This is a genomic window from uncultured Phocaeicola sp. (assembly GCF_948499155.1).
Lineage (GTDB): Bacteria > Bacteroidota > Bacteroidia > Bacteroidales > Bacteroidaceae > Phocaeicola > Phocaeicola faecalis.
This window is the reverse complement of record NZ_CAOOSE010000031.1, coordinates 26015-42234: the sequence shown is the minus strand read 5'-3', so window position 1 is coordinate 42234 and position 16220 is coordinate 26015. Positions and strand designations below refer to the sequence as shown.

Below are 16220 nucleotides of genomic sequence, written 5' to 3'. Positions count from 1 at the left end.
TTTTTAAAAAGCTCGGTATGTTTTTCATGTAGGGGCAGATTGCATCATCCCCTCATTAAGTCGGGTATTCCTTCTTTTCCGTTCATCCTTACATTTTAATCAAAACACTCATATAATCAATCGGTTAAGAATGATAGAACATTCCTTCAGCCGCGCTTTCCAAGTCCCTTCGCAATCCGCCTTCAGCAATTCCCTTGTGTACTTTCTACACCTCTTTTCAGCCTGCCGTTTTCTGTAGGGGCAGACCCATGTGTCTGCCCGAGAACAGTTCACTTTAAGTTATTGGGGTCATTGGGCGGACCCGTGTGTCCGCCCCTACCGTAAAGTATTATCGAAAAAGTTCAAAAGCCGGAAGAAGTTTTACAAATGAAAGGAGGCTGAAAGGGCGGTGACGGAATGTCCATTCACTACCGGAAGCCCCATCAACAGAGCGTTTCAACGACTAATGAAAGGAGGAAGGAAGAGAAAGCTTTTCCGTTTGTAGAGCGAAATAACACAGTTGTTTTTTGTGGATTCAGTCATTGCAAGGCAAGCCACTTTAGGTACTTTACGGTTACTGTTTATTTTCTTCACCCTCTTGCGGTGAATTAAGAGCAATTCCTGTCTTGGCATTCATCGGACTGATGACCGCCTTGCCTGTTTTTGCCTCCAATTCCATACGAGTGTTACGAGCTATTTCTCCACCCTCTTCCGCCACCTCCATGTATTCTTTAAAAGTCTCGGGATTTTTACTTTCCGAGATTTCTTTGGTGGAAAGTTCTTTAAAAGGTTCTGCTTTGGGCGATGGAATAGATTGAATGAGGCGGATAAGTTATTGTGTGTCAGCCACATCAGTCAGACGCATTTTGCCGTCAGCCGCCTGTTTCCTTGCCTGTCCATTAAGTTAGTACAGACTTCCTTGAAAGAGAAAAGGTCAGGCGGCAATGCCGTTTCGGGCTGAATCTTCCTCCTTCGGAGAGTATTCAGCCCGGGAACCTTTTCCCTTTCACGTCTGTACAATGGACGCTGACGGCAGCGAAAACAAGCGACCGACGGAAAAATCGTTATTAGGTTTGCGATTTTATTGCGTTTTCCTCTCTATGGCTATTACGTGCTCTTGAGAACAACTTCTAAAAGTTCATTTGCCAACTTGCTATCCGTAACAGTAATTATGCTGTCTTCTTCTGATTGATAGCCGAGAATTTTGACACTCCCATACCAAATGGTCGATTTATCAATAATGCATGAGTATAGCGACAGTTTTGGCGAAATCATTATGGAGAATCCTTGACCTTTGAGGTAGTCGGTTTGCTCGCTTACTGTTGATGTGATAATCGCTACTTCAATGCCATTTGTCTGAATATTTTTTAGAATTTTGACGAAATCATTTCGTTCTGTACGATAGAGTTTAGGTGAGGATATGACAATTGATTGCTTTGAGCGTTTCAATTCTTTTGTAAAAGGAGTACGGAATGTGTACCCATTGAAAATTTGCCCCTCATAAGGAGATTGTTGCAGATTCTCGATATTATCAAACAATGTCGGACTATCTGTTGAAAGTATCCTGTAACCAATAGCTACGTATCCTTTCAGACGCTTACGATACATACTTTCGCAAACAGGTTCGTGAATATCAATGTAATCATAAATGCGTACATCTGTTTTACCTTCATTTTCCCGATGCAAACGGCCTGCATACTGAGCCACTAATCCTTTCCATGAAATTGGAAGGGCAAGAAAAAGAGTATCAAGTCGTGGATAATCAAATCCTTCTCCGACATATTTTCCGGTAGCCACTATTACAAGAGGAGCGTCATGTGGAATATCCTGAAGTTTTTGTAAAGCCTCTCGCTTATTTTTAGCAGAGCCTTCACCGGTTAATTGAACAACATTTACAATATGTGGTTCCAGTTTTTGGGCAAGTGTTTTGACATGAGATGTTCTGTTTGTCAGCACAATCGGTGCGCGACCAGCAGCAACAGCATGAAGTATATCATCTACGATAAGTGCATTCCGCATATCGGATTCCGCTAACGATTGAGATAATGCCGTAAATGATTGTTTTTCATTGGAAATCGGACGGTATGAAGTAAACCTCTGCAGCAGATAGCGTTGAAACGATTGTTTTTCTATTTGCGCTTTGGCATCTGATGAGAAACGTATCGGTCCGCACTGCATGAATATGATCGGTTGCAACCCATCTTTGCGAATCGGTGTGGCTGTAAGTCCGTAGACGAAATGTGCAGTAACTTCTTTGAGTACACTCTCGAATGTTACAGAAGATACATGATGGCATTCGTCCACGATAACCATCCCATATCCTTTGACAAATGGCTTGACATCGCCATTTTCAAAGCACGATTGCATAAGGGCTATATCAATCACCCCATGCAACGAATTTGAAGTGGAATCCAAGCATCCAATTGGGGAAAAAGCCTTTCTTCTGCCTCGTTTCTTTGGAATATCAGGTTCTGAAAAATCAATATCAAGAAATTCAGAAAGACGTTCGTGCCATTGCGAAAGCAATGCTTTTGAATGAACCAAGATAAGTGTGCTTACTTTTCTACGTGCAATCAGTGCTGCGGCAGTTACGGTTTTTCCGAACGCTGTGGTTGCAGACAGTACTCCATTGGAATAAGACATCAGCGTATTGATGGCATCTAATTGCTCGTCACGTTCCTTGCCTCTGAATTTTACGGAAATAGGACTTCCGTGATTTGTGTTGTCAATTATTTCATAATCAACTCTGCGAGATGATAACATGGTCGTGATTGCATCTTCACAACCACGAGGCATAGCGATGTATTCATCGGTAAAATCGGCACGACAAATGATTCGAGGAATATTACGGGTGGAAATGCGCATTGCCTGTTTACGGTAAAACTCCGGATTCTTGAATGCTGCAATTCGTTTGAGATGATTAACTACCGTATTGGAAATGGAATTTAGCGGAATGTATATCTTATCCAATTTATAGATGGTTACTTTTGCAAGAAAGTCTTTGTCAGTAATATTTTGTGATATCGGAATTTCCCACGGTTTTGCTTCCGATGACGTAGCCAATGCGCCAAAATCTTCCTGATGGTATTTGGCTAACAAAGCATCCACAATGTTTTCTGTTGTCTTCTTGATACTGTGTAAATAAGCCCATTGATCTTTGAACGGAAGAAACTCTTCATCGACAAAAACACTGTTACCTGCTTTTCTTGCTTTACCTTGTAGTGGTAAGGCTATAAGATTGCCAAATCCACCTTCAGGCAGCCTGTCTTGGTTAGGGAAGAAACGGTCGTAAGAGTCAAATGTAATTTTTCCGTTTCGCTTCATTGCCTCTGTCAGAATGGTATTTCCTAATTTCCTTATTTTGCTGGCAGGCATAGCCTCTTCAAAGAAAACCCATACATGTGCACCATTACCGGAGCGTGAACGTTCTATACTGTATGAAGCACCCCAATCCTTACATACTGAGATGAAAGCCAATACGTCATTTTTATATCCGTGAGTACAATTCTTGTCATCAAAATCAGCACATAAGAAGTTGCTTTTATCATCCAGTGTAATAACATACAGACCAATGACATCACAACCGTTCTCATCTTTTCCTTCTAAATGACGATAAACGTCTTGGTCTGTCAGAGGTGCGAAATGTCTGTTTGGGCATTCTGCACATTTGTACCGCTTTTTATCACATATACCCCTGCGCCATTCGTTGATACAGACCGGTTGGTATCCTCCTTTTTCGGTAGTTTTACTAAACCATCGCCGTGCAAAAACATCTTCACGCCCTTTGAAAAAACTGCGAAACAATGTAATCTTATCATCAAGAGAAAGATTGATTGGAGGAAAAGCAATGGGTGAAAAAAACGTTTCGTTGCCATTTATATTTTCGGTAGGGTACGCAATACCATGCTGCTGGAGAATGGATTTCAACTTTTCGTTTTCATTCAGCAACGCATTATACTTCTTGACAAGAATATCATATTCCGTTTGGTAGTTATCCATATCATTTTAAACTTCACGGCGTTCGTTTATTTTATAGCCATTAGTCCGCAAAGCAATGCAATTCCGAAACTGAGAAATGTTCCGGCAAGAACATACTCTGTTTTGGCAGTATCTGTATCCTTAAATCGCAAGATGGATTTTGCCGCAATAATAAAACCGATAGCCTCATATTGTCCAATGATTACAAAAATGATTGTCAGAATACGCTCCAAACCTCCAATCAAAGCCCCTGCATTCTTAATATTCTCACAAGATAGTGTTTCTCCTATTTGATATTTCTCCAAAACCAATTTTATCAAAATATTAGCAGGTTTGATGCTCAATAATATGGATAACAAGAATAAGGGTATAGAAAATGTCTCACCATAATCCACTAATTGAATAGGTAATTCAGTGGCGTTGAAACCAAAAGCCACAAATACCAATACTGCCAAATGTGCTATTTGGTCAAAAAGGAAACTCCATAGTCCTTTGGGACTAAATATTTTGGCAATATCTATCACTAAATGCGAAATCGCAATGCCGAGTGCATAAAATCCAAAATCGCAGGATGGCACTAAAACCCAAGATAATACTCCTACAATTAGCGAATGTACATATAAAAACCAGCTCTTGAGCTTTTTCTCCTCCTTCTGCTTGCAATATTCATCACTTTGCAAGTAGAAATCGGCAATGACATGGGCCAATAACAGACTTAAAAACAACCAGTTATTCATATTCCTTAAAATTTATCTGTTCAAAATACTTTAATGCTTCTTCAATGCAATACCATTTCGCTGTAGTGGCGGCTTTGTTGACACTGGATTGTTTGATACCAACCTTTGCAGCAATATCAATCTCCTTGAATCCAAGCAGCTTATAATAGATTATCTCACTTTGCCGCATGGTCATATTGTTCATTATGGCATCGGTTAACAATGCGATGATATGTAGTGGTGAGGCCAAGTGTTGTAGGTTGCTTTTAATAGTTATAGTACCTTTATTTATAGTTCCCATTTGTTCAATGGCACGCCCCGATAAATAAATGGCTTCTCCATCCAATATGCCTTCCTCAATGTTTACAATACGCATTTCTCCAAGACCCACAGCCATACGGAGACCGTATGCCTGAAATTCTTTTGTGCTGTTCTTGCCTGCTACCGCAAAAGATTTGACATACGATTTGATTATTAGGGCTACACGAAAGGCATTGCTGACATTTTGCATAACACACTCGATATAGTCACCTTTAATCTGACGACCCCAAAAATCGGGGTATCTGTCTTGAAGCAAGGCAAACAACTTTTCGATTCTTTGCTTCAATTCTATAGTCTCATGTGCTGATAATGAGGTGGAAGCCACTATGTCAGCGGAAATAGTTGCATACATGGTTTTTACTTTTTTATTCAAATGCAAAAGTAATCATTTTATCTGTTATAGCAAAAATAATAGCCTATAAAAGCTATAAAGCACAATTATAGATGATTTAGGCTATAATTATAAGATATGCATCAAAGAGGCTATATCTGATAGAGCTGCTTTTAGTGCATCAATCTATACTACAGATATAGGTTATTCAACTAAAAGCAACTTATAATATCTTGGAAGGCCGTCTATTTCAACCTATACGCTTCCTTGTACCCTTTCATCAAGGTGCGTTCGATGTCGGATGTGCGGTACAGAATCTTTCCGCCCACCTGCGTGTATGGCAATATGCCATTGTTACGGTAGTCTTGGAGAGAATAGAAAATAAGGTAAACGGTTTATCCATGCTTCAATCGGTAAACGGTAATTCAGAAGCGGACAACAATACAAATGAAACTGCAATGCAGGAGTTTAAACATGATTTGAACGGCATTAAAACATCGTTCAACCTCCTTACTGAAAACATCGTTGAACTCAACAGGGCTAACGACAAAATCCGCCAAATGCGCAAAGATGTGGAAGCCTACGAGGAAGCTGTGAGAAGACGAGCCGCCCTTGCTGAGCAAGCCCGATTAAAAGAACAGGCAACAAAAGGAGCAAGAATACAAAGCGAAGTCTATCAAAAGTAAACCAATTCAAACGGACAAAAAATGAGCGTATGGCAAATATCAAAGGCACTGTCGAATATCTTTTAGACGAATCAACCCCGATTACATATATATGAAATGGGGTTGATTTCTAAACTCAAAGTTATAACGGTTTCCAAAGAGGCAATTAATTATTGGCCAAAATTCAATTTTTAGTCAGAAACGTTTTGCCCTTTAAAATGTATCTGGACAATAGTTTTGATTTCTTCTATTGCCCGTAATACTCGGTCCTCTGTATCTATACCGTCTTTATCTTGAATAATTGTCCAATGTTCTTTGTTTTCTTGATGAAAATAGTCAAATCCATCACCGGTAGATGCTACAGATGATACTGGATGTAGAAGTGTCAGATTCCCTCCGTAATTGTCAATGTCTAGAATTTTGGTTTTATACTTGTCTTCAAGTTCTTTCGCTATTTTTTGATGTATAACATTTAGAAATGAATTCCAATGTCGACCATTAAATTGATGTTTATTTAGAGTTGTACAGATATAATCGCATGATTCATCCCAAACCAATTCACCATCTGCTCCTCTTAGCATATCAGGGTACTTTGCAAAGTAATATCGCCAATCATATTTCTGCTTTTGTTCTTGATCTTTAACAAAAGAATCTCTGATATTCGTAATAGAATTACCATTTCGAACCATTTCCAACAATTTGATTAGTACAGACATGGACTGCTCAAATTTATCTCTATTGCGGCTCTTATGTAATAATTGAGTCCATGTTGATCGATTTGAATTTGCCATATAGTAACGGCTATTATCACACTGTGCATAGTCGCCAATCGAAATTAAAGCTAAGTGGATACTTTGATAATTGTTATTATCAAAAACATCATAAAACGTATCTGTTAGGTTTAGATTTTCATACCCTAAGCCTGATACATAACCATATATAAGTGGGTGATCTTCGTACTGATACATTTTTTTAAGGTTTTCGGGCGACATTTCTGCTTTCCTTTTCATTTTATCAATTTCCTCTGCCTCCTGAAATCCGTTGAAGCCATGTTTAAGGTCTGTTTTTATAATACCTTGCAGCATCAACACTTCTACTTCGGTTAAAAGGTCTTTCATGTAATCCGAATCACCACGAATTTCGCCAGAATTGGAGTTCCATATCAGATTTCTTAAAATTCGCAATCTATTAACAAATGCAGATTCTTCAATTTCTGTTTTGTTCAAAAGATAGGTAATAATACCAAACAGAAACAGAAAATCACTATAAGAAAAGTTGTTGTTTACCAAATATAGTTTTATGCAGGCGTGAAAGAAATCCTGATTGATATGATATTCTGCAATTGTTTTATACGTTGCTACTTTCCCTTCTTCGTGAACCGATTGTGTTAAATACTTAGCGAAAAATTTCTCTATAGTACCAAACTCGTTTTTAACTTGATACCAGCAATCCATCGCTTTTTCAAAAAACTTTCTATTTTGTATAGCATTGGGTGATTCTTTATACAATAGTTTGATTAGCTCGAATTCATCTGTTGATTTTTCGATTGATTGTTGATAGCAAAGAATATGACTTATATAAAAGAAATATCTCATAAACTCCTTATCGGTCAGGTCTTCATTATCTCGATAGCTGAAAAGCATATCAGCCCATTCAACGTCAAACTTATGATTTATAGCTATTGACTCTTCTGAGTCACGTTCATATAAATCTTCAAACTCTGCCTTGAAGTGTTCAAATGGAGTTAGTTTTTTTCCACGGGAATTCATCTTAATGTATAATTCATCGGAAAGGCCATTTTCTGCCAATGGCAAGAAAAAGAACACAACTCTGTCGTCTGTTCCGGTAAGTAAACTCCATAGATTGTCTACATCAGAAAATTTATCTTTGATGGCATCAAGCATAGTAAGCATACTTAGTATGGTAGGGTCGTTATGCCAGTCACCCATAAACCAATACTGGTCTATAATCTGTTCCCTGATTGATGAACTGAAAAAAGGTGTAAATGCCAATAAGTGAGTACAAAAATCCCTTGAGCTAGGACGAATATCGTAAGTGAAATGCTCCAAAAAAGCATAATCTTCTTTGTGGATGAGATTCTTTTTTGCAGCATACCAATGAAGTAAAAACAATGTAGTAAGGCGTTGTTGACCATCCAATGGAGTAATGACTATCTTTTCCAATTTATCTTTTTCTGTTTTGCTCCATACTTTCTCTATCTCACCATACACAAAGTCCATTTTCATTACTTCATGATTACCATCAGGTTGTAATAGATAGTTTTTTATAGCGGTTAGAAACCTTTCTCTTACTCGATTAACATCAACACTAGTTCGTCCTTGGGCATAATCTCTCTGTACCATTGGAATTGTTACATGGTACTTACACAAAAATGACTTGAACGTATGCTTTTCGTACTGTTTATTATTTATTGTCATAGTGAATTTCCTCTTTTATCAGCTTAATTTCATTTTCGTTTACATCTTTATGGCGATAGAGCACATTGTTCATCGCTTCAATATAACTTTTTCTGTCTTCCTCTGACCAAAAATGCAGTTTGGTGTCTGATGAGGAATAATACTTCATAAATACATTTTTTGTACAGGCTGGTATATAGTCACCATTCCTGTCCATATCAAGCACTTTAATACGCTTCACATCAAATGTCGAATTGTTTAAAGCTGCATTCTCTCCAACAGTCAGCAGAGCCATATTTGAAAGAGAATGCAGCTGCGTTTTATCATTCCCATCTGAAAGGGTATCGACAACAGCGGATGCAATTGCAGAGAATTCATCTCGTATAGAACCTTTGTAGTTTTTGTCATCAATATGAGAAATGACACTGTCAATCTGACTGATAATTGTTGAAATAGACTGATACTTGGGTGAATCTTCTTCATAAGTATTCATAAGACCAATTAAAGAACGCTTATGTAATACTAACCAGTCCTTCCACTCCCGATTCGTATTTAGGCTTTCTGAATTTTGAGCATGAATATGCTCTAATGACCACGTACCTTCATTTTTGTAACGTTCAAACGGAAACCTGTTGTCTTCGTCACCCTTTTGGCGAATGGTTTCTACATTGAACAATAGCAAAAGTCGATGAATATAATCTGAATGATGTTCGTAACTCAAATCGACATAATCTATTTGTTCTTCATTGTTTTGAGCAAATATAACACTCTGACGTATCTTCTCTATAATCTCGTTTCTGAAGTCTGATTTCTTTATAGGATTATCTTCATTCATAGCGATATCCAATAGGTCTTTTATGCTATAGCCTATTGCTACAAGATAACCAATTTGGTGGTACAAATTGAAATCCTTATACCATTCCCATAACTGCTGATAATATCTTACTATAGTTTCCCAAGCTTCGGTTTTATTGGTACTTATCTTAAATTTGTCATAAAAGCGATTGAAAGTGAAGAAACTGCATTCATCAGTAGGTTTTTTCTCCATAATATCAAAAAACAGCTCCATACGAATTGGATAACTCTCCTTCTTTTCATTGGTAATAAAAGCCCAAAATTTATTGTTATGCAGGCCTTTCTCCATAGCATCCCATTGAAGAGCTATTTCATGTTGTTTCTTATCATCTATGCCATAGGGATTACCGGCATAAACACCATGGTCATTCTTCTTACCCTTACTAAGAAACAGAGCCTTGACGAGTTCTGCATTTGTAAGGCTGATTTTGCCAATATTTAAACGAGTGAAAATACCGACACTGTCTTCTTCCGCATCTACTTCATACCAGATAACAGTGACAAACTTCTGAAGCTTATAGTAGAAACTAATCTTTTTTGAATCTTCATTATTAAACCAATCCGAAATTATTCCATACGCTTTTTTAATGAACAACTCATCTATATTGGAAGATGGTGAATTCAAGCCTACAATATTGATATTTTCAAGTAACTCTTTGCTGCCAATATGACCATTCTCGCTTTTACGTGTGGTATATTCAATGCTGTATTTAAGATTCTGATAAAACGGAAGATACTTCATTATCAGATATAATGTAGTTAAACGCTGCTGCCCATCTATCAATTCATAAAACCCATTCTTGTTCTTTACAACAATAGGTTGGAGACAATAATTTTGACCATCAGGTATCTCATCAATATCATTAAGCAGATGTTCTATTTCATCTTTCGTCCACCTATAGCCTCTCTGGTAAGCTTCAATTACGAACTCACCAGTTATATCTCCAATTATTTTCTCTTCAAGATTCATAACACTTTTATTTTTACATTTATATCATTTGTATTGGAATGTATAGTTAATATATTTTTACAACAACTTCATTGCTATCCATGCACAAGCCTCTGCATCAGCAAGAGCATTGTGATGGTTTTCCATGTTGTAGCCACAAGCCGCTGCAGATAGGTGAAGTTGGTGACTTGGAACATCAAGACATCTACGTGATGCGGCAAGGGTACAATGGAACTCGTAGTTAGGATATTCCAGTCCATATTCCTCAAATGCCGCTTTCAGGCAACTTTCATCAAAAGGTCGGTTGTGAGCCACGAGAGGAAGTCCTGCTATGCGATTTTCTATCTGTCCCCACACTTCCGGAAATATTGATTGTCCGTCCGTGTCTTGACGAGTAAGCCCGTGAACTCCAGTTGTCCAATATGTATAATAATTGGGAGACGGCTGGATAAGACTATAAAATTTATCGACAATGTAACCATCCCTGACAATCACTACACCGACACTGCATACACTGGAGCGTCGTCCATTGGCAGTTTCAAAATCTATTGCTGCAAAATCTTTCATGCTCAATCATTTTTGTATAAGTTATACATATCCGAAATCCATCCTTTCATTGTCTTTCGGAGAGAAACCGGTGAAACAACTTCTATCATTGCCCCCACGTGAAGCAGCCTCATGACAAAATCGTATGTAGGTACAAGATATAATTCAAAATCAGCATATTCGCCATTGTCTTCCAACAGCTTTTGGCTGTGATGTAACGGCAGTGAATTAATATAAGGGATATGATCTTTATATGCCCTGATAACAATACGTTCCGGATTTATATTCATATTCGTAACAATCCCATAATATGAAGAGAAAAAATCAGATGCCGAAAAATCTTTTGGTAGTTTGAAAGTTCTATCTTCTACTTTTAAATCCTCTATACGGTCAAGTCCGTAAATTCTGATGTCATCGTATTGGACATTGTGTGCCAACACATACCAACGGTTTTCAAACAGTTTTACACAATACGGTTCGATGCAAAATGTGTAACTTTTTGTCTTGCCAAAAGCGCAATAGGTGATTGTTACCGTGCGGTTTTCTTTCATTGCTTCAAGCAATGCGGCAAGATAATCACGGGCGGATGGAACCTGATTGACGAGAATCCTGTCTTTCAATGAAAGATTCTCTCCGATAAGGTTGCCGACAGCAAATGAATCAAGCATCCATTTTTTCAAATTATCTTCGTCAATATCCTCCAGATTTTCTATGTAATACAAATATCCCCCTGCCCGTTGACAAGAGATTATTATCCCGAACTGGATGAAAATGGCATCTTTCCAACGATTGAATGTCGCACGGCTCAAAGGCCTGTAGTCACTCAAATCCTTGTTGCGCTCCCAGCGTTCCGAAATTTCTTCAAACGATATTTTCCCGGCTCGCCGGATAGTATCTATCAGCCAAGTGTATTTTTGCAGTTGAATCATTGTCGTAATATATTAACCAATACAAAGTTAACAAAAACTTATAACATATAATGATACATCCAATAAAATCATCACGACTATCTGGTTGTTGCTTTTTATCACATCGCTTTGAAATTGAAAATAGGACGAATAATATTGGCAATAATCACAGTTTCGCTAATATTGTTGATAATTTCCGAAGCCGGTTTGTAAACCATTGGAGATTCATCGCGAGTGGAATCTACAATGCTTTCGGAATAAATCCCATGCATAGACGTTTTGAAATCTTCCATAGAAATGACTTCGTATGCCTGACTGCGGCTCAATATACGTCCCGCACCGTGTGGGGCGGAACGATTCCAATCGGTGTTGCCCTTACCTATGCACAACAGTGAACCGTCGCGCATATTGAGTGGGATGATGCACTGCTCGTCTTTGGCGGCAGAAATAGCACCTTTCCGTATGACATTATCATCCGATATGTAATTGTGGACTGATTCAAACTCATTTTCAAACTTTATATCCGGGAAGAATTTGAGTAACAGTATTGATATGAGTTTGCGGTTGAGAACTGCCCGTTGTTGGCAGATACGCATATCGTGAAGATATTGTTCACGAACTTCTCCCTCCACATAGCAAAGCTCGGCAGGAATAGAAGGCTCTGCCTTCAGTTGTTCCTTACGCATTTTCTTTATAACTTCTTGAAATTCAGATTTGCGTCCCATCGCTCCAATGCTTTCTGGTCGATATTATCTGTGAAAATTTTCACATCATACCCTTCTATTGTTTTCATAACCGAATTATTATATATTGATAGTAGTATTCATGAAGACCGCTTATTCGTATAGAGCTTCAAAACCTCTACATCCACAATCAAATCTCAAGCGGATGTCTCCTGTTTTTCCATTTCTATTCTTGGCAACAATAATTTCAGCAATGCCACGTAAGTCATTGCCATTTTCATCGGTATAAATGCGATAGTATTCAGGACGATGGATAAAGCAGACCACATCTGCATCCTGTTCAATAGTTTGGAATTCACCAAAATCATTCAACTGTGGCCGTTTTTCATTGATATCCCCACGATTTTCAATACCACGATTTAATTGACTGAACGCTACAATAGGGACATTCAAATTTTTAGCCAATGTTTTTAAGCCACGTACAATACAAGCTGCTGCTTCTTGTCTGTTTGAGTATGATAACCCAGAGCCACTCATCAGCTGAAGATAATCAACAACAATCAGTTTCACTTGAAAATCGCTTATCAGACGGATTGTCTTTTTATATAACTCTTGCATGGTCAATGCAGGTGTGCCGTCAAAGTAGATAGGTGCTACATCTATTTGTTTTTTAGCATCTTCAATCTGCAATAGTTCTTCTTTGCTTAAAGCGGAAGCGTCACCCTCTTGATAATCGTATGTTTTACCACATTCAACTCGACTTAGTATATTGCAGAATCTGTCGATAAGTTGTTTGGTGGAATATTCAAGAGAAAAAAAAGCGGTAGGTATCCTGTTTCTAATGGAGATGTTTCTGAGCATAGACATCCCAAAAGCGGTTTTCCCCATAGCAGGACGACCACCAACAACAATCAAATCGCCATTATTCCAGCCACCGGTTATTTTATCCAATTCTGTAAACCCTGATTTTACACTTGATTTTTGAGTACAATTAAAACCATTTCTTCCAATACATTTCATAATTTTCTATCTTTACTTGGTTAATTTCCTGCAAAATTAGATGATAGCTGTCCCAATTTGTGATACAACACTGAGTTTTTCTCATGTTGTTACAATAATTGACACACCTGTATATTACCTTTGCGGGCGGATAATAAAAAAATGAAAATACTACATCTTTCTGATACTCATGGTTGCCATAGGCGGCAGACTGATTTTCCTGAAGCTGATATAGCTATTCATTCGGGCGATTTCACTATGAATGGAAGCAAACAAGAAGCTATCGATTTTTTGAATTGGTTTTGTGACCTTGATTATCCGCACAAGATTTTTATCTGTGGCAATCATGATGAATGTCTGTATGGAGCAAGTATAGATGAATTGGATGCCAATGTCCACTATTTGTGTAACTCCGGTATTGAACTGTACGGTATCAGATTTTATGGAATTCCGATGTTTGTGGGTGATTGCATTACAGAACAGCAAAGCCTAAACCACTCACGAATTTCAATCGACACCGATGTGCTAATTACACATACACCTCCATTTGGTTTTTTGGATTTTGATGACAGCATCAATTATGGGTCGGAAAAATTACTTTCTCGTATATCGGTAGTTGCACCCCGTTTGCATCTTTTCGGGCACATACATGCCCAGCATGGGATAAAGGTTCATAGTGGTACAACATTTTCCAATGGCGCTGTGATGAATGGTGACTATACAAATCTTGTATCCCCCAATCTTATAAAAATCTAATCTTAAAGAAATTTTCGTACCTTTGCAATCAGCTAATCATACCACTTCCATTTGATGCAAGATGAAGAAGATAGCACGTTACAAATCCATTACCTATTTCCATAAGATGGATTTATATTTTTTGAGAGACAGTGATATACCATTAAATAAAAGCATTGTTGCTAAATCATTACCTCACAATTGGGCATCTATCCCAAAGCCCTTATTCTAAGCCGATAAGAAAAACTTTCCATAATTACTGAGAAAATTTCTCTTCGAATGAATAATCCTTGCTATTTTTGCATCAAAATGTAGCAGTTATGAAATCATTATTATATATCTTTATCGGAGGAGGAACAGGAAGCGTACTTCGTTACTTACTGACCATTGCCATTCACCGCCAGACAGGGACGGCTTTCCCATGGGGGACTTTTGCCGTCAACTTTCTGGGGTGCATACTGATAGGCGTTTTTTATACGCTCGCCTCACGCATCCATGTCACCAATGAGTTACGCCTGTTGCTCACCATCGGACTTTGCGGCGGGTTCACCACTTTCTCTACTTTCGGCAATGAAAGCCTTCAATTATTAAAATCAGGTTTTTACCCGACCTTCTTTGCTTATGTGATTGGTAGCGTGGTTCTGGGAATTTTCGGAGTCATGCTCGGAGTTTGGATGAGTGAATAGAACAAAATCCTTTCCTTCTTTGTTATTACATAAAACCATCCAATTAAATTTTAGAATCAATATGAAAATAGCAAAGATTAAAGGAAGAGAGATTCTTGACTCACGTGGTAACCCCACTGTGGAAGTAGACGTGACATTAGAATCCGGTATTATGGGACGCGCATCTGTTCCGTCGGGTGCATCCACCGGTGAACATGAGGCTCTGGAATTACGCGACGGAGACAAGACCCGTTACGGAGGAAAGGGAGTTTTAAAAGCTGTAGACAACATCAATAATATCATAGCTCCGGCATTGACCGGTATGGAGTCACTAGACCAACGCGGCATTGACATGGCTATGTTGGCTTTAGACGGTACCCCCACTAAATCCAAACTCGGAGCCAATGCCATTCTGGGCGTATCACTGGCTGTGGCAAAGGCAGCGGCAAATTATCTGGACATACCTTTATATAGATATATAGGAGGAACAAACACTTATGTACTGCCCGTGCCCATGATGAATATCATCAACGGAGGTTCGCATTCCGATTCTCCCATCGCTTTTCAGGAATTTATGATTCGTCCTGTCGGTGCCAAGTCATTTCACGAGGCATTGCGCATGGGAGCAGAAGTGTTTCACGCGCTGAAAACCGTATTAAAGAAACGCGGGCTGAGCACTGCTGTAGGTGACGAGGGAGGATTCGCTCCTGTTCTGGATGGAACTGAAGATGCATTGAATTGCATTTTGGCAGCCATCGAAGCTGCCGGTTATGAACCTTTCAAACACATCACTATCGGTTTGGACTGCGCTTCATCAGAGTTCTACCATGACGGCATCTATGATTATACGAAATTTGAAGGAGCAAAAGGTGAAAAGCGTACCGCATCGGAACAGGTGGCGTATCTGGAGAAACTGTGCTGGGATTATCCTATCGATTCCATCGAGGACGGCATGGCAGAGAATGACTGGGAAGGCTGGCGTATGCTGACCGAACGCCTCGGAAATCGCTGTCAATTGGTAGGTGACGACCTGTTCGTAACGAATGTGAAGTTCCTGGAGAAAGGAATCAGCGAAGGTTGTGCCAATTCTATCCTGATTAAAGTAAACCAAATCGGTTCGCTGACCGAAACGTTGGATGCCATCGAAATGGCTCAACGCAATGGTTACACCACTGTCACCAGCCACCGTTCGGGTGAGACGGAAGATGCGACTATTGCCGACATCGCGGTAGCAACCAACAGCGGACAAATCAAGACCGGTTCATTAAGCCGTAGTGACCGTATGGCAAAATACAACCAGCTGCTCCGCATAGAAGAAGAATTGGGAAACCGTGCCGTTTACGGATATAAAAAGATTGCACATGACTTCAAAGTATAAGAAGGCATGTAAAGTCACCGCCTGACATATCATTTCGGAAGTGTGTCAAAACGTGGATAATGCTGTCGTTTCGTTCGTAGGGGCGAGGTTCGCTC

General features: G+C 39.0%; 12 protein-coding genes and 2 pseudogenes. 3 read left to right on the top strand and 11 right to left on the bottom strand.

What is annotated here, in order from left to right; translation table 11 throughout:
• Positions 1-553: 553 nt before the first annotated feature.
• The 11 genes and pseudogenes from QYT14_RS16615 to QYT14_RS16560 form a co-directional block, all read right to left on the bottom strand.
• Positions 554-874, bottom strand: a pseudogene (locus QYT14_RS16615) (hypothetical protein); the annotation flags it as partial.
• A gap of 212 nt (positions 875-1086) precedes the next feature.
• Positions 1087-3978: a DEAD/DEAH box helicase family protein gene (locus QYT14_RS16610; RefSeq protein WP_288326279.1), complete on the bottom strand. Its 2892-nt coding sequence runs from the start codon at positions 3976-3978 to the stop codon at positions 1087-1089.
• A gap of 26 nt (positions 3979-4004) precedes the next feature.
• On the bottom strand, positions 4005-4694 hold the full coding sequence (locus QYT14_RS16605; protein WP_288326278.1) for a DUF3307 domain-containing protein: 690 nt from the start codon (positions 4692-4694) through the stop codon (positions 4005-4007).
• On the bottom strand, positions 4687-5346 hold the full coding sequence (locus QYT14_RS16600) for an RNA polymerase subunit sigma-70 (protein ID WP_288326277.1): 660 nt from the start codon (positions 5344-5346) through the stop codon (positions 4687-4689). Before QYT14_RS16600 ends, QYT14_RS16605 begins: the two co-directional genes overlap by 8 nt.
• 224 nt (positions 5347-5570) lie before the next feature.
• Positions 5571-5699 (bottom strand): annotated as a pseudogene (locus QYT14_RS16595) (DNA-binding protein); the annotation flags it as partial.
• Positions 5700-6181: 482 nt separating this feature from the next.
• A complete protein-coding gene (locus tag QYT14_RS16585; protein WP_288326276.1) occupies positions 6182-8428 on the bottom strand; it encodes a DUF262 domain-containing protein in 2247 nt (748 codons plus the stop codon).
• Positions 8415-10232 carry a DUF262 domain-containing protein gene (locus QYT14_RS16580; protein ID WP_288326275.1) on the bottom strand — a complete coding sequence of 606 codons (1818 nt, stop codon included), beginning with the start codon at positions 10230-10232 and terminating at the stop codon, positions 8415-8417. Before QYT14_RS16580 ends, QYT14_RS16585 begins: the two co-directional genes overlap by 14 nt.
• 57 nt (positions 10233-10289) lie before the next feature.
• Positions 10290-10778, bottom strand: coding sequence for a 3'-5' exonuclease (locus QYT14_RS16575; RefSeq protein WP_237039003.1), 489 nt, complete (start codon positions 10776-10778; stop codon positions 10290-10292).
• Between the two features lie 2 nt (positions 10779-10780).
• A complete protein-coding gene (locus QYT14_RS16570; RefSeq protein ID WP_288326274.1) occupies positions 10781-11686 on the bottom strand; it encodes a WYL domain-containing protein in 906 nt (301 codons plus the stop codon).
• Positions 11687-11784: 98 nt separating this feature from the next.
• A complete protein-coding gene (locus tag QYT14_RS16565) occupies positions 11785-12351 on the bottom strand; it encodes an RtcB family protein (protein WP_237039001.1) in 567 nt (188 codons plus the stop codon).
• 150 nt (positions 12352-12501) lie between these two features.
• Positions 12502-13368, bottom strand: a complete 867-nt coding sequence (locus QYT14_RS16560; RefSeq protein ID WP_288326272.1) for a DnaB-like helicase C-terminal domain-containing protein — start codon at positions 13366-13368, stop codon at positions 12502-12504.
• Positions 13369-13509: 141 nt separating this feature from the next.
• On the opposite strand from QYT14_RS16560, the gene QYT14_RS16555 reads away from it, so the two are divergent.
• From QYT14_RS16555 to eno, 3 genes are all read left to right on the top strand, one after another.
• Positions 13510-14103, top strand: a complete 594-nt coding sequence (locus tag QYT14_RS16555; RefSeq protein WP_288326271.1) for a metallophosphatase domain-containing protein — start codon at positions 13510-13512, stop codon at positions 14101-14103.
• A gap of 299 nt (positions 14104-14402) precedes the next feature.
• On the top strand, positions 14403-14768 hold the full coding sequence (gene crcB, locus QYT14_RS16550; protein WP_237038998.1) for a fluoride efflux transporter CrcB: 366 nt from the start codon (positions 14403-14405) through the stop codon (positions 14766-14768).
• Positions 14769-14829: 61 nt separating this feature from the next.
• Complete coding sequence (eno, locus tag QYT14_RS16545) at positions 14830-16125, top strand: phosphopyruvate hydratase (RefSeq protein WP_237038997.1); 1296 nt, start codon at positions 14830-14832, stop codon at positions 16123-16125.
• Positions 16126-16220 lie beyond the last annotated feature (95 nt).

Bases quoted from the DNA above. Each gene is read 5' to 3' on its own strand.
- QYT14_RS16610 (WP_288326279.1), bottom strand. From the start codon at position 3,978: ATGGATAACTACCAAACGGAATATGATATTCTTGTCAAGAAGTATAAT.
- QYT14_RS16605 (WP_288326278.1), bottom strand. From the start codon at position 4,694: ATGAATAACTGGTTGTTTTTAAGTCTGTTATTGGCCCATGTCATTGCC.
- QYT14_RS16600 (WP_288326277.1), bottom strand. From the start codon at position 5,346: ATGTATGCAACTATTTCCGCTGACATAGTGGCTTCCACCTCATTATCA.
- QYT14_RS16585 (WP_288326276.1), bottom strand. From the start codon at position 8,428: ATGACAATAAATAATAAACAGTACGAAAAGCATACGTTCAAGTCATTT.
- QYT14_RS16580 (WP_288326275.1), bottom strand. From the start codon at position 10,232: ATGAATCTTGAAGAGAAAATAATTGGAGATATAACTGGTGAGTTCGTA.
- QYT14_RS16575 (WP_237039003.1), bottom strand. From the start codon at position 10,778: ATGAAAGATTTTGCAGCAATAGATTTTGAAACTGCCAATGGACGACGC.
- QYT14_RS16570 (WP_288326274.1), bottom strand. From the start codon at position 11,686: ATGATTCAACTGCAAAAATACACTTGGCTGATAGATACTATCCGGCGA.
- QYT14_RS16565 (WP_237039001.1), bottom strand. From the start codon at position 12,351: ATGCGTAAGGAACAACTGAAGGCAGAGCCTTCTATTCCTGCCGAGCTT.
- QYT14_RS16560 (WP_288326272.1), bottom strand. From the start codon at position 13,368: ATGAAATGTATTGGAAGAAATGGTTTTAATTGTACTCAAAAATCAAGT.
- QYT14_RS16555 (WP_288326271.1), top strand. From the start codon at position 13,510: ATGAAAATACTACATCTTTCTGATACTCATGGTTGCCATAGGCGGCAG.
- crcB (WP_237038998.1), top strand. From the start codon at position 14,403: ATGAAATCATTATTATATATCTTTATCGGAGGAGGAACAGGAAGCGTA.
- eno (WP_237038997.1), top strand. From the start codon at position 14,830: ATGAAAATAGCAAAGATTAAAGGAAGAGAGATTCTTGACTCACGTGGT.